The sequence below is a fragment of the Thermophagus xiamenensis genome (genome assembly GCF_900112795.1).
GTDB lineage: Bacteria > Bacteroidota > Bacteroidia > Bacteroidales > Marinilabiliaceae > Thermophagus > Thermophagus xiamenensis.
Genome location: NZ_FONA01000013.1, coordinates 17142 through 33194 on the forward strand (window position 1 = coordinate 17142; position 16053 = coordinate 33194).

Sequence of the window (16053 nt, forward strand, 5' to 3'; positions counted from 1 at the left end):
TTTGAGTAACTTGTTTCGATCAATTGTTTTTCTTTTGACCTTTATAGTTATGACACGAATTCGATTCTTTATATTTTTAATGAGCATTAGTTTTGTTCTTAACGCTCAATCGCAAAAGGCTTCATTGCCTCATCGTACTTCTACATTAGTAAATTTCGGCTGGAAACATGCTTTTGGCGAAATTAGTGGAGCTCAGGATCCCGGTTTTGATGATTCGGGTTGGTCCACAGTACATCTCCCTCATGACGCCAGCATTGCAGGTCCTTTCGTCAAGGACTCTCTAAACGCCGACCGTAAAAACGGTTTTTTACCGCGGCGTAAAGGGTGGTATCGAAAATGGCTTAAGGTCGATTTCCCAGTTCATGACAAAAAGGTTTTTTTAGAATTTGAAGGTGTTTATCGTGATGCTCGCGTTTTTATTAATGGTGAAATGTTGGCGCATGAATTAAATGGCTATAAAAATTTCATTGTCGATATCACTCCCGTTGTTCAGGAAGGGAACAATCTTATTGCTGTTAGTTATGACAATACAGATATGGAAAGTTCACGGTGGTACAACGGTGAAGGAATTTACAGGGATGTTATTTTGCACGTTACCAATAAAGTGCATGTCGACTATAACGGAACCTATATTCGTACCCCATTTGTTACCGATGATCTTGCTAAGGTGTTGATCGATACGGAGATCGTAAACGATGAAGAGGATAGTTCTGAGGTTACCTTGAAAACCGAAATAATTGCACCGTCAGGCCAAGTGGTTGCTTCCGTCACTGACGTGGCGCCTATAGGTAGCGGGGAGGTCTACATTTTTTCTCAAAAAGCGACAGTGAATAACCCTTTGAGGTGGGACCTAAACTCACCTAACCTTTATAAGGTCAGGTCAGTGGTGATGACAGATGGCCGTGTGTGTGACACTTATGAATCAACTTTTGGCATACGTACCATCGAATTTGATCGTAATAAAGGTTTATTACTCAATGGTCGGAAAGTACTCGTAAAAGGAGTTAATATCCATCATGATTTGGGACCCTTAGGTGCTGCTGCTTTTGAAAGAGGATACGCACGCCGTTTGGAGGGATTAAAAAAATTGGGATGCAATGCCATACGGTTGGCTCATAATCCTCATGATAAATTCATCCTGGAATGGTGCGATAGGAACGGAATGCTGGTTATGGATGAAGCCTTTGATAAATGGAGCGACCAATTTTTTGGACAGGGAAACGATTTTAATCTCCATTGGCAAGAAAGTTTGACGGCTTTCATTAAACGCGACCGTAATCACCCTTCCGTATTTATATGGAGTGTAGGAAATGAAACTCATCAGCAAAGGAGTCCCCGTTACCAGTTTGGTGTTCCTATGATGAAAAAAATGCGCGATTTTATTCACTCTTTTGAACCCACGCGTAAAGTTACCTGCGCCCTCCACCCATCACGAAAAAGCGGTGCTTATCGTACAAAAAACTATTATCGGGAAGGTCCTCCCGAGATGGAATTTTATATGGATGTGGTTAGTACCAATTATCGTGAAGAGTTTTGGCCCGTCGATAAAGCCGACTATCCTCAGCTCATTTTTATCCTTAGTGAAGCTCAGGTGGGCAACCTTGGTAACGAATGGTTTAATTTTAATCATCAAAATTCTGTGGGATTATTTTACTGGGGTGGAACCGACTACCTAGGAGAATCTTTTGGGTGGCCATCCAAGGGTTGGCCAAACGGTATTATTGACTGGAACGACCATTGGAAACCTTTTAGTTATTATATCCAAAGCCTGTTTAGCGAAACTCCAATGGTTCACATTGCTACTTTCAATCCCAACGAGGAAAGGCAAAAATATTGGAACGAGGTTCAATTACGCTACCAACCCATGTTTTCTCATTGGAATTGGGAGGGAAAAGATTCGGTTAATCTTTATACTTTTACCAACTGTCAGGAAGTGGAACTTTTCCTGAATGGAAAATCTTTAGGAATTCGAAAAGTGCCCGAACTTTATTATACTAAGAATATCGAAGGATATACTGCTGAAGAGTATGATCCCGATAATCCTGTTAACACCGGTCCTGCCATGCATAAATACCTGGAATGGACTGTCCCCTGGGAACCCGGGAAGATTTGGGCAGTTAGCAGAATTGACGGTAAGGAGGTGGCCCGGCATCAATTAATTACTGCCGGTGAACCTTTCCGTGTTGTATTGGAACCCGATAGATCACAAATAAACGCTGATGGATTGGATTTGGCTTACTTAACCGTAAAAGTGGTTGACAAAAAAGGTGTAATTGTCCCCGATGCTGACCATAACATTCGGTTTGAAGTGAAAGGAGAAGGAACGATAGCTGCCGTCGGAAGTGCCGATGTTTTGAGCGACGAACCTTTTGTTTCCAATGAAAGAAAAGTTTTTCAGGGAAAGGCTCTCTTGATTATTAGATCAACTCGTACGCCTGGGGAAATAAAAATTAAAGCTATGGCTGATGGTTTGCGAGAGGGGAGAGTTACCATTTCCTCAAAAAAACTTCCAAAATAAATTGAATCCAGTTGGAAGGTAATTGTCGTATTCCTCTTTAGTATTTGGTTTTGGGAATCCGACGTTTGCATCATGGTTAATTTTTTATCTTAATTCCAAAAGGTTATGTAGCCCTTCCCCTTTTGTTAAATGTTTGCTTATTAACTCTGTTAATTGTTCCTTTGTGTATTCCATAAGGTCTTCTCTTTTTAGTTATACTTCTATTTTTTCGTTTGTAAAACTAAGCTGAGAAGACCTTTTTCTTCCAGTTCAGACACACCATATTTTAAACAGTATCATTTTACAGGTGTTTTACCGTGTGTTGGCTGGGTGGATATCCGAACAGATTTTTAAACTGTCGACTGAAATATTTAACATCGTTAAATCCGACTTTGAACGAAACTTCTGATACATTATAACCTTTTTCGAGTAATTGAGCAGCAATTTTAAGCTTTAGTTGTCGAACAAACTCCACCGGACTCATGCCCGTAAGGCCTTTTACTTTATTATAAAAGACGGTACGACTTACGCACAATTGTTGGGCCAGTTGTTCGATGGTAAACTCTTCACTGTAATGTTCCTGGACATAGGCTACCAGATCGTTCAGGAATTCTTCATCTTTACTAGTTACTTTTAATGTTTCCGGATCAATAGTTTTGTTGTCTCTAAATTTCGATATTATACGTTTTCTTTGTTCTATCAGGTTGAGTGCGATTGTGTTGAGTAATTTGGTGTTAAAAGGTTTTGGAAGATAGGCATCTGCTCCGCATTGTAATCCGGAAATCTGATCTTCAATATCCGTTTTGGCTGTAAGCATGATGACCGGGATGTGGCTCGTTGCAAAATCCTTCTTTAGGGTTTGAGTGAGCTCCATTCCGTCAATTCCCGGCATCATAACATCAGTGATAATAATATCCGGCTGAGTTTTATTGAGAATATCCAAGGCACCCTTTCCATTGGATGCTTTCACTGTTTGAAAATTTTCACTAAGTGCCGCACAGATGTATGAGAGTATTTCCGGGTTATCTTCAATGACCAATGCTGATGGTTTCTGAATAGATGGATCAGTTATCTTTTCTGTTATAGTTATCAACTCCTGATCTGGTTCCAAAACATCATTCGTAACCGGATGGTGTTGGTTCTCTGATGGATTTATAAAATCAATATCGCTCCTTTTTTGAAAATGTTCTTGTCCTTTAAGCAGAAAAATTTTAAAGGTACTGCCTTGTCCCTCTTTAGACTCTACCGTTAATTCTCCACCATGTAGACGAGTTATTTCATAGGCCAGAGAGAGACCTATGCCCGTCCCGGTTGCTTCCTGATTACTTAAAATGGTATATCGTGTAAACAAATCACTGATATTTTTTTGCGGAATGCCTTTGCCTTGGTCTGTTACTTTTATGATTACTTTTTTTGCCGTATTATGTAGCGATATTGTTATTTTTTTTCCTTTAGGTGTAAATTTTATTGCATTACTTAAAATATTGTATAAAACTATATCCAATTTGGTTGTATCGGCCCATATTTCGGCCTGTGATATGTCTGAACTGAAGCTCATCTCCAGTTGCTTATGGCGGGTTAGAGGTAGAAAACTTTCATATATTTCTTTGCAGAATTGGACTATATCTAATGGTGCCACTTTTAACTTCATTTTATTGTTTTGTATTTTCCTGAAGTCCAATAACTGGTTGATAAGATGAAGCATTCGTTTCCCGTTTTTATATATAATCATCAGTTCACGGTTAATTTCGGGAGATATTTTTTGTGCCTTTTGTTTAATATCTTCCAATGGCCCAATAATCAGTGTAAGAGGAGTTCTTATTTCGTGAGAGATATTGGTAAAAAACTTTAACTTCTCTTCGTTTATTCGTTTTTCTACCATGAGTTCGTTGCGGTATCTGCTGATTTTTGCTATGGTTTTTCTAATCCCTGCCATAAATAGTATAAGAGCCATGAAATAACCTACATAAGCCCAGGTGGTTTTATACCATGGCGGTAATATTGTAATTTTCAACCCGCGCGGGGCTTCGATCCACCCCCCTTTACGATTAGTTGCTTTTACTTTAAATACATATTCACCTGGTGGCAAATTGGTAAAGGTGGCTTTGTTTTGATTTCCCGTCATGTTCCATTCGGTGTCAAAATTTTCAAGAATGTAGGCATATTGTACTATTCCCGGATCCTGGAAATCAAGAGATGAAAATTCTATGCTAAAACTAGATTGATTGTGTTTTAACGTTAAATGGTGAGTATAGGTAATGGTTTTTTGTAATGGTGAATTTTTGTCTCGAATGGAAACATCTTTATTGAACAGCCGGAAATTGGTTAAAACGATATTGGGTTCAAAATCTTTAACTTGCAATTTATCAGGGTCAAGTGCTTCTATTCCTTTATAACCACCGAACAGAATAGTTCCGTTTCGTCTCTTCAAGCATGTGTTTTCCATAAACATATTAAAACTTAATCCATTGTTGGTGTTGAATACTTCGATGGTTCCATCTGTCTTGTTATATCGGTTCAAGCCGTTCTCAGTACTGATCCATAGGTTTCCCTTGTGGTCTTCTTCCAAAGCCACTACCACATCATTGCTTAAACCATTGTCACTCCCTATTCTGGAAAAGGTAGCAATCGAATCCGATAGGTTTTCCAATTTATTAATACCTCCACCAAGGGTAGCAAACCATAATTCTTTTTGGGAATCTTCAAATATATGTATTACATCATTATAACTTAAACTGGTTTGATGCTTGGGATTGTGTAAAAATCCGTAAAATTTCCCCTTTTCAGCCTCTTCGCTCATATACAGTCCATAAGCTGTGGCGACCCACATGCGTCCTTGCCAATCAAACAATATTTGGCGTACCATGTTGCTCCCTAAGGTACTATTCCGACTGTGATAGTTTTTAAAGTATCTTTCCCCATTTTCCTTTTCAACCACCAGGCTTAATCCGTTGCCATAAGTGCCGATCCATATTGTTCCATCTCGATTTTCTTTGATACAATATACGTTATTGTGTGTAAGACTGTGGGGATCATCATCAGAGTGAAAATAATGGTAAAAATGTATTTGGGATAATTGTGAATTTTCATTGACAGGTCTTTGACTAACCAATAGACCCTTCCCCTTGGTCCCAAGCCATATATAACCTTTTTGATCTGTAATGATGGTATATATGTTGGCGGCTGATATGATGCCCTTGTCCGTTTGAAACTTTTCGTAAGTTGCTAAAGGAGTGTACAATGAATCCAATATGTGTAATCTTCCGGCTTTGGTGCCTATCCATAAGCGTCCATGGTTATCTTCGTGGATTGATCGAACTATATTGTCGGAAACTTCTTTTATTTCAGGTTGAGGCAGTATGTGGGTGAATCCGGGATTTCGCAAAACAACCCTTTCGATTCCTCCTAAATACTGGCCCAACCCTAACCACAGCTGACCCGATCGGTCATGGGTTATCCCTGCTACTATATTGGAACTTATGGTGTTAGCATTAAAGGGATCATTTAAATAGAACCGAAATTCGTCCTTATCTCTTAAATAAAGAGACAAACCGCCTTCATGAAGGCCTATCCAAAAATTATTATGATTGTCTTCAAAAAATACATGACGTTCCAAATCTGTTGGATTTTCCCGGCCGGGCGGACACAGCCTGTAATGTTTTGATTGGCCTGTTACAGGATCGTAACGATCTATTCCGAAGTGGTCTGAAGTAATCCATATCTGACCGAATCTGTCTTCGTATATCCGGTCTATGTTTTTTCCTGCTGTGGGGATATACAACCACTCACCTGATTCCTTGGTGTAGCGGTATAACCCTGCATTCTCGAATGCGGCATAAAGGTCTTGCTCTTTTGACAAATATAAAAGTGTTGAGGCATTTCCCGTTAATTTGTCTCCTGTTGGATCACTTATTTGCCTGAATATGCCATATTTTTTCGCTCTAACTAATATCCCGTTGTTTCGGGTTCCAAACCATATCTCATCAGCTGTTTCGCAAAAAGTGGTGAAGGAGTATTCTACGAAAAAATGTTGGAAATCTGGCATGTTGCCTTCCAAATCGTTTCGAGATAGAAAATTTATTCCTCTTTCCGTTCCAATCCATAAATTACCAAGGCTGTCACGTCGAACAAAGGATACATGGTTGTTGGACAAAGCATACTGTCCACGATTCAGAAAATGTTTGGTTTGGTACAGTTGTTTTTTTTCGTCATAAATGAGTCGGTAGACACCTAATGAGCTCAGGCCTACCCAAATTTCATTTTGATCGTAGGCGCAAAAATCAGATACAATGGAATTATCGTTGGTCTCTTGTATTAAAAAGTCAGGAATGGAGTTTATTTCTTCTGTTGCCGGATGAAAATAATGATAGTATCCATCATGTGTGACAAACCAGATGTATTCCTGAGCATCTTGCCAAATATTGGTAATTCGATTATTTATAAATATCCCTGATTCCTGGTTATTGCCTTTGAAAACCTTAAAGCTATATCCATCGTAGCGATTAAGGCCATTATTCGTACCAATCCACAAAAAACCTTCCTTGTCACAAAATATGGCCGAAACTGTGTTTTGTGACAGTCCTTCCCTAGTCCCAATATGATCAAACCGGAATATTTCTTGTCCAATTATTTTTGAGGTGTTAAAAAATATGCATAGAACAATAAGTAATTTCTCCATGTTATAAAGTCGTTTTTCCATAGAGGGAGTCTTTTTTATAACAAAAATGCAATAATTTTTTGATTTTTTATGGTTGTTTGTAGTTTAATTCTTGGTGTTTATAGATTGTTGTATTTCAGTTTTCTTTTGATCTTTCCCATAAAAATCAAATCTGTAATTTAATTTGATAGGACAGTTAATTCGTCTTCATTCTAACTAATTCTGGCATGACCAAAAAGGTTTATCACAACAAGCATATGTGTAAAATTACGGTAACACAAGCTTAATTATACCAATGAAACGAGCATGACTAAGAAGGTTTGTCACAAAAAGAACATGTATAAACTTTAAGCCATGCGAGTTTCATTCGGCCAATGAGTTAAATAAATTATATACGAATGAATTAAATGTGTTTTACACTAAAGAAACGAGCATTGTTGTTGTAGAATTACTTTTATCGATCCATTTTGGTGATCCAATTGCATTGTAAACTACCTCTTTTAAAGAAATTATATTCTTAAGATAATATCTTCCACCTTCAAAATGAAAATTGTTGTATTTTGGTTTCTTGTTGAATATTAGGGTTTTGTCATTTTGTCCCCTATTGTTAATAATGATTTATAACATCTTTTTAGATAGTTTTTCGGATATCTCAGATGAATGAATCGTTCTATCTTAGTAAATGTAAAAAATGCCTAAAAATCATAAAGCTGTTATCTGTTATTTTTCTAAATCAGTATTTGTTATGATGAAAAATTATTGTTTTAAAACGTTGTTTATTTGGTTTCTTCTCTTCGGTCTATCATCGGTGGGGAGTGCCCAGCAACCTATTGTTCGAGGAACTGTTACTGATAATGCAGGTGAACCATTACCTGGCGTTAACATTATTATTAAGGGAACCAACACTGGAACGGTTTCTGATATGGATGGTTCCTATTCTTTAACGGTAAACGACCCACAAAATGATGTTCTGATCTTTCGCTTTATTGGCTTTGCCGATCAGGAAATTCCTGTTAATGGACAGAACATTATTAATGTGAGAATGGAAGAGACTTCTATTGGACTAGATGAAGTAGTGGCTATTGGTTATGGTACGGTGCGGAAACGGGATCTCACGGGTTCTGTGGTTTCCGTGTCTGGCGAAACACTTCAGGATATCCCTGTGGCTACTACAGCCGAGGCTATTACGGGTAAGCTTGCCGGAGTCCAAATTACCACTACCGAAGGTGCGCCAGATGCTGAAATAACCATTCGTGTCAGAGGAGGGGGATCTATTACAGGTGATAATACTCCGCTTCTTATTGTGGATGGTTTTCCTGTTGAGAGTATCTCTGATATTTCACCTAACGATATCGAGTCTATTGATGTCCTAAAAGATGCTTCCTCTACCGCAATTTATGGATCGAGAGGCGCTAATGGTGTGATTATTATCACTACCAAAAGAGGCACTGAAGGAAAAGTCTCTGTTAACTATAATGCTTATACTGCTTGGAAAAGGATTGCTAATACCTTGGATGTTTTATCCCCATACGATTACGCAAAATTTCAATATGAAAGATCTCTCTTGGCCAATGAACCGGAAAAATATACCAACTTTTTTGGAAATTATCAGGATTTGGATCTTTACCGGGAAGTGGATGGCAATGATTGGCAGGAACAGGTTTTTGGCCGTACAGGATTTACTTTTAATCACAACCTTAGTATTAATGGTGGTAGTGACAAAACCAATTATGCCTTTAGCTACAGCCATATGGATGATGAAGCCATTATGAAAATGTCGGGCTATAAAAGAGACAACCTTTTGTTGAAAATGAGCAATAAAGCTCATGAAAAAGTAACCCTTGATTTTTCTGTTCGATATTCCAAAATAAATATTGAAGGGGGAGGAGCTAATGAACAAAACGAAATTTCTTCTGCCGATTCAAGGCTAAAATATGCTATGATTTATCCTCCTTTTCCAGTATCTGGGTTAACCGATTCTGGTGAAACCGACCAGGAATTTAATTTGTATCATCCCGTTACGGCCATTAAAGATAATGACCGTTTTCAAAAAAGAAGACGGTATAATATGAATGCTTCAGCAAATTGGGAAATTTTCGATAACTTGAATTTAAAATCTGAGGTCGGGCTTGATGACTATCGGTATAATGATGAAAGGTTTTATGGTTTAACTACTTATTATGTGAAAGATCGACCTTCCGCCGATTATAAAGGGATGCCAGCCATTGTTTTTACTAAAAGAGATAGAACCTCCTTTCGAAATACCAATACCATTAATTTCGATTTTGAGGATCTGTTAAGTGATAGGCATGGTTTAAATCTTCTTATGGGGCAGGAATATATTATCACTAAACAAGAGTCTCATACGACAACTGTTCACGGACTTCCAGAAACCTTTACTTTAGATGAGGCTTCTGCTCTCTCGGCACAAGGGGCAGCCCATTCTATTGAAAATTATATCAATCCTGATGATATTCTTTTATCCTTTTTTGGCCGGGCCAATTACAGTTTTGATGACAAATATCTTTTTAGTGCCACCTTTAGAGCGGATGGTTCTTCCAAATTTGCCGAGGGTAACCGATGGGGATATTTTCCTTCAGCTGCTGTAGCATGGCGTATTACTTCCGAACCATTTATGGAGTCGTTTGCTACCTGGCTCGATGATTTAAAACTTCGATTTAGTTACGGTACGGCCGGTAACAATAATATCCCTTCCGGTCAGATGGTACAAACACTTGAGGTTAAAACCACTAATTATGTTAATGGATTTGACAGTTATTGGGCGGCTTCCAAAACCATGGCCAACCCTGATCTTAAGTGGGAAACAACCATTACTCGGAACTTGGGTCTTGATTTCATGTTATTCAAAGGCCGGTTAAATGGTTCTCTTGAAACTTATATCAACAACACCAAGGATCTTCTCATTCAGTTTCCAACGCCCGGAACAGGGTATGATAATCAATACCGAAATATGGGGGAAACTCAAAACAAAGGATTAGAGGTCACATTAAATTGGGTGGCTGTTAATAATCCCAACTTTGGGTTGAATTTCAGTGGAAACATTGGTTTTAATAAAAATGAAATCATTTCCTTGGGGTTGATGGATACTTTTACTCAGGCTTCCGGTTGGGCATCCACCGAAATTGGTGCCGATTACATTATTGCTGAAGGTGGTTCTGTTGGTAAAATGTTGGGATACAGAAATGCGGGAAGATATGAGGTTGACGATTTTCAGGGATATATTGATGGAGCCTGGATTCTTAAAGATGGGGTGGTTGATAGTTCTCCGGTAGTTGGCACTTTGCGACCAGGGTCAATGAAATTGTATGATGAAAATGGTGATGATATTGTTGATGTGGACGATCGTGTTGAAATTGGTGATGCCAATCCTTTGCATACCGGCGGATTCACTATTAATGCCAGAGCCTATGGTTTTGACCTTTCGGCAGCCTTTAACTGGAGTTACGGAAACGATATTTACAATGCCAATAAAATTGAATATACTTCAACGAGCAAGTACCATTCCCGAAATATGTTGACCATTATGGAAGATGGAAAGAGATGGACCAACCTTAGGGAAGACGGCACCATTAGCAACGATCCTGAAGAGTTGGCGGCCATGAATGCCAACACAACTATGTGGTCACCTTATATGCAGAGATATGTGTTTTCCGACTGGGCAGTAGAAGACGGTTCTTTCCTGAGATTGAATACCCTTACTTTGGGATATACTCTTCCTGACAATATTGTTTCAAGATTCGGAATTCAAAATTTCAGAGTATATGCTAGCGGATATAATGTATTTGTATGGACCAATTATTCCGGTTTCGACCCGGAGGTTTCTACTCGTCGGAAAACCCCTTTAACTCCTGGTGTAGACTATTCCGCCTATCCCAAAAGCAGATCTTTTGTGGTTGGTTTGAATTTGAAATTCTAAGTATTTAATTTAGAATTTTATCTGAGTTTATTTATGTAGGTTGTGTAAGATCAATAACCAAGAAAATTGTTTAGCGATGAAAAACTTATTAGTTAAAATAATATGGATGTTAATCTTCGGAGGATTAATAACATCATGTGAAGATGTTCTTGAAGTTGAATCGGAGTCTTCACTTGATGAATCCGTGATTTTTTCCAACCCCAGCCTTGCTGAGGGAGCCGTTGCAGGTATTATTCACTCTTTTGGTGAAACCAATTCATATAGAGGTCGTTTCATTCTTTATTACGGGATGAATACCGATACAGAGGTAACCCATTCTTTAAAGGATGTGGATGGTGACAAAGCCAGGTTGTCCAACTATAATACCAATGTGAACAATGGTAATATGAATACCGAAAACAATGCCTGGGCTAAATTTTATGAAGGCATTGAGCGTGCAAATGTTGCCATCCGCGGTTTGCGAAAATATGGGGATGTCGAAAATAATGAATATATGGCCCAACTATTGGGCGAGGTGTTGACACTTCGCGCAGTTATTTATAATGATCTGCTTAGGGCTTGGGGCGATGTGCCGGCCCGATTTGAACCGGTTAATGCCGAAACGGTCTATCTTCCAAGATCCGACAGAGACATTATTTATAAACAGTTATTAGCAGATCTGGAAGAAGCTGCCCAGTTGGTTGCATGGCCTAATGAAACTGAAATCACTTCTTCTACTGAACGGATCAATAAAGCTTTTGTTAAAGGGTTAAGAGCCCGGCTGGCACTGGCAGCAGGTGGCTATGGACAACGACCTGATGGTATCCGTCGTAGTAATGACCCAGATCTTGCACCTGAAAAAATGTACGAAATTGCAAAAAATGAATGCCTTGATGTCATTAACAGTGGAACTGCCCAATTGGAAACCTTTGAAGGGGTCTTCCGTTCCCTCCATAGGGAAGATTATGTCGCTGGTAAGGAAATTCTGTGGGAAATACCTTTTGATGCCGGACGTGGGCGGGTAATCTTTGACCTCGGGGTACGGCATACAACTACCGATAAATATACCGGTCAAAACCGTGGCGGAAGTAATGGTCCTAACCCTGCTATTTTTTATGATTTCGATGTGGATGATGTTCGGCGGGATGTTTCTTGTGTTCCTTATGAGTGGACCAATGGTGTGCAAGTGCCAACCAATTTGAATAAGTTTTATTTTGGAAAATATCGGTATGAATGGCTTTATGAAGAGGCTGGACGAAGAGTGGAGGCACCCAATGATGATGGGTTGAATTTTCTCTATATGAGGTATTCCGATGTATTGTTAATGGCAGCCGAAGCCATCAATGAACTCGATGGTCCTGATGCCGCTGCGCCTTATTTGCGAGCTGTGCGTGAAAGAGCTTTCCCAAATAATCCTGAAAAAGTGGATGCTTATATGGCTCAAGTAACCACTAGCAAAGAAGCCTTCTTTAATGCTATTGTTGACGAACGGGCTTTAGAGTTTGTGGGTGAAAAACTTCGGAAAGCTGATCTTATACGGTGGAATCTTTTGGGGCAAAAATTGCAGGAATCGGCTGAAAAACTAAGGCAATTGGAAAATCGGGAAGGAAAATATGCTAATTTACCCCGGAATATTTATTTCCGTACAGCTGAAGATGGTGAATCTGTAGAAATTTATGGTTTAAATTTTGGCGATACAGATGAAGAAGGTGCTTCCTTAGGGTATTCTGAAAGTAAAGAGTGGACTATGGAGTCGGAAGGCGATTTGGTTACTTATTGGGACGCACTTTACGTTAATGATCCTGATGAACAACAATACTGGCCTATTTGGCAGGTGTTTATCGATTCTAGTAATGGAATGTTAACCAATGATGGTTACGGTTACTAGTATACCTTATTCAAAGCGTGTTTGTTTCCGTTGGTTGAAAAAAACTTTTACAAATGCAAAATCGGATTTTAAACATGCAGAATATAGTCCTTATGTTAAAAATATGAAAATTCTATTCCTATGAACTCAGTTTTAAAATTCTTATTGATATTGTTTGGATTGGTCGGAATCGCTCTTGTATACAGCTGTTCCGACGATATTGACCCGGAACTCACGGAACTGAAGGTTAGTCGTCTTTTTTCACCAACTAACCTGGAGGTGAGAGTGATTAATCAAACTTCGGCAAGATTAACCTGGGAGGCTGTTAGTAATGCCGACAGTTATGAAGTCGAGTTTTATGAAAATGGCAATGAAGATTTTTCCGGTACCCCTGTCAAAACAAAATCCGGTTTGACTATGAAAGATCTTCCTTATCTGGAACCCGGTTTTAGAGGGGAAACGGAGTATTCGGTCAGAGTTAAGGCTGTGGCTGATGATATCGCCGATTCTAAATGGGTTAGTGCTTCTTTTATCACAGGAACTGAACAAATCTTTTACGATATTAATCCTGATGACCTAACGCACAATTCCGTAGTTTTACGCTGGCCCGCAGGCGAAGTTGCGACAACAATTATTCTAACGCCTGGTGATATTGTTCATAATATTACGGAGGATGAAATTGCAGCAGGTGCTGCTCTCATTACAGGACTAGCCAGTGAAACCGATTATGTGGCCGTAATGAAGAGGGATAACGACACAAGAGGCACCATAAGCTTCAGAACCCTTATTGATTTGGGCGGAGCCATTCAGGTATTTCCTGAAGATAATTTAGTGGAGATTATTGCCAATGCCCAACCAGATGATGCTTTTGCATTGATGCCGGGTGATTATGTTATCGATGGCAATATTTCTGTAAGTAATACCATATCCCTTAAAGGGGTTGATCCAAATGAAAAACCTGTAATTAAAGGTGCTGTTATTCGTATGAGTGGGGGCGCTGGCCTCGAATTAAGAAACTTAATTTTGGATGGTACCACATCCGACGGTAACCAAACCATTGTTTACGATGAAGAATTGGCTACTCCTTACGGTGATGTGGTGATCGATGGCTGTGAAATATCCAATTACATAAAAGGCGTATTCTATGCCAGCAAAGCTGTATTGATCGAGTCTGTCACCATTACTAATACTATATATTCAAATATTGTTTGCGACGGTGGTGACTTTATTGATTTTAGGGGAGGTATGACTAAAAAACTTGATTTTATCAATAATACTGTTTATAACAGTGCTTTTGACAGAGATTTAATTCGGATGGATTCAGGTGGTTCAACCAATTTCCCGGGAAATAGTTGTGTGGTTACTTTTGAAAATAATACCCTATACAATGTAATTAATAAAGAAGGGACAACCCGGAGGATTATGTATGTTCGTCATGCCGATCATTCAATCTATATTAGAAAGAATTTATTTAGCAACGTATTGGCTAATTATTCTCGTCAGTCAGAAACTAATATCGTTGAATACGACCGAAATAACTATCATAATTCTCCCAATTTGTATGATAATGGGTTCACGCATTTTGACGCAACATCAACTTATCTGACAGTTGATCCCGGTTTTGCAGATCCTGAAAATGCTGATTTCACCGTTTCGCATGAAGACATTATTTTTTATGAAATTGGGGATATGAGGTGGTTACCTTAAATGGGTTGCATGTTTTTGTGAGGGTGTCTAAAAACTCAGTTATCTCTGGATTTTTTTTGTGGTACTTTATTTAAGTATTGTTTTATAGGGTTTTATAATGATTTTCCAGAGTTCCTTAGAGTAGAAATTGCTTTTTTAGACACTCTCGCTTTTTTCTTTCCGAATAAGGGGATTCTACCCTTTCGGTTTAGTTAATGGATACCTTTATTGTTTTTATGAATATTCAAGATGAAACAGCTGCTTTTACTTTTTTTTATCTGTAGTTTAGGGTGTGGTTATGGATGCCAGAATCGAAGTGCAGATGATAATAACCCAAAATGGTCGGTAAAAATGGCCAATTCGGTTATTACTCAATATCCTTCCCTTGTAAATTACCAAAATCCTGAAAAAATTAAATGGCAATATGATGTCGCTATGTTAGGGCAAGCCATTGACAAATTAGGACATGTCGATTCGGTTTATTCTCAATATATGGAAGATTACGTCGACTATTTTGTGACCGATTCCGGTACCGTCCGCCACTATAACCCTAAAGAATATAATATCGACCGCATCAATCCTGCGAAAAATCTTATCACCGTATATAAACGAACAGGGCAAGACAAATATAGAAAAGCTATCGAGCTTCATATTGAACAAATGCGACAACATCCTAAAACTAATTCCGGTGGTTTCTGGCACAAAAAAATTTATCCCTGGCAAATTTGGCTCGATGGGGTTTATATGTCAACACCTTTTCTGGCTCAGTATGCCCGGGAATTTAATGCCCCTGAATGGTTTGATGAAGTCGCTCATGAGATTCTCTTGGCCTATAAGGTTACACTGGATAAAAAAACTGGTCTGTTATATCACGCCTGGGACGAGAGTAAACAACAGCGATGGGCAAACCCCGAAACCGGCTGTTCCCCGAATTTTTGGAGCCGGGCTATGGGGTGGTATATGATGGCTATAGTGGATGTCCTTGATTTTTTCCCAGAAAGTCATCCCCAAAGAGATTCCATTATTTCTGTTTTTCAGTCAACAGCTGAGGCTCTGCTTAAAGTTCGTGATGAAGAGACCGGGTTGTGGTTCCAGGTATTAAATTTGGGACATCTGGAAGGAAATTATATTGAGGGATCCGGTAGCGCCATGTTTGCCTATGCATTTGCCAAAGGTGCTAAAAAAGGGTATCTGGACCAATCGTTTCTGGAGGTTGCTAATAATGTTTTTGATGCCATTTTGGACAATCTCGTTACCGTGGATAAAAATGGGCTCATTACCATGCATCATATTTGTGGTGGGTGCGGACTGGGTGGTCATCCATACAGGGATGGATCTTTCGAGTATTATATTTCCGAAAAACAAGTGGATAACGATCCCAAAGGTGTGGCACCTTTTATCCTTGCTGCAATTGAATTAAATCGATAGAT

The 16053-nt window shown here is 39.0% G+C and carries 6 protein-coding genes; 5 read left to right on the plus strand and 1 reads right to left on the minus strand.

Annotated elements, in window-relative coordinates; genetic code table 11:
- Nucleotides 1–49 precede the first annotated feature (49 nt).
- Nucleotides 50–2518 (plus strand): glycoside hydrolase family 2 TIM barrel-domain containing protein, encoded by a 2469-nt coding sequence (locus tag BM130_RS09115; RefSeq protein WP_237706151.1) that lies wholly within the window; start codon nt 50–52, stop codon nt 2516–2518.
- A gap of 280 nt (nt 2519–2798) precedes the next feature.
- Here BM130_RS09115 and BM130_RS09120 read toward each other — a convergent pair whose 3' ends face one another.
- Complete coding sequence (locus tag BM130_RS09120) at nt 2799–7196, minus strand: hybrid sensor histidine kinase/response regulator (RefSeq protein WP_010528119.1); 4398 nt, start codon at nt 7194–7196, stop codon at nt 2799–2801.
- A gap of 703 nt (nt 7197–7899) precedes the next feature.
- Here BM130_RS09120 and BM130_RS09125 point away from each other — a divergent pair.
- The 4 genes from BM130_RS09125 (at nt 7900) to BM130_RS09140 (ending at nt 16051) form a co-directional block, all read left to right on the plus strand.
- Nucleotides 7900–11091 carry a SusC/RagA family TonB-linked outer membrane protein gene (locus BM130_RS09125; RefSeq protein WP_044138775.1) on the plus strand — a complete coding sequence of 1064 codons (3192 nt, stop codon included), beginning with the start codon at nt 7900–7902 and terminating at the stop codon, nt 11089–11091.
- Nucleotides 11092–11167: 76 nt separating this feature from the next.
- Nucleotides 11168–12958, plus strand: coding sequence for a RagB/SusD family nutrient uptake outer membrane protein (locus BM130_RS09130; RefSeq protein WP_010528117.1), 1791 nt, complete (start codon nt 11168–11170; stop codon nt 12956–12958).
- Between the two features lie 120 nt (nt 12959–13078).
- Nucleotides 13079–14644, plus strand: a complete 1566-nt coding sequence (locus BM130_RS09135) for a fibronectin type III domain-containing protein (protein ID WP_010528116.1) — start codon at nt 13079–13081, stop codon at nt 14642–14644.
- Nucleotides 14645–14974: 330 nt separating this feature from the next.
- A complete protein-coding gene (locus tag BM130_RS09140) occupies nt 14975–16051 on the plus strand; it encodes a glycoside hydrolase family 88/105 protein (protein WP_044138773.1) in 1077 nt (358 codons plus the stop codon).
- Nucleotides 16052–16053: the final 2 nt, after the last annotated feature.

Coding starts and splice junctions, on each gene's coding strand:
- BM130_RS09125 (WP_044138775.1), top strand. CDS start 7,900: ATGATGAAAAATTATTGTTTTAAAACGTTGTTTATTTGGTTTCTTCTC.
- BM130_RS09135 (WP_010528116.1), top strand. CDS start 13,079: ATGAACTCAGTTTTAAAATTCTTATTGATATTGTTTGGATTGGTCGGA.
- BM130_RS09120 (WP_010528119.1), bottom strand. CDS start 7,196: ATGGAAAAACGACTTTATAACATGGAGAAATTACTTATTGTTCTATGC.
- BM130_RS09140 (WP_044138773.1), top strand. CDS start 14,975: ATGGCCAATTCGGTTATTACTCAATATCCTTCCCTTGTAAATTACCAA.
- BM130_RS09130 (WP_010528117.1), top strand. CDS start 11,168: ATGAAAAACTTATTAGTTAAAATAATATGGATGTTAATCTTCGGAGGA.
- BM130_RS09115 (WP_237706151.1), top strand. CDS start 50: ATGACACGAATTCGATTCTTTATATTTTTAATGAGCATTAGTTTTGTT.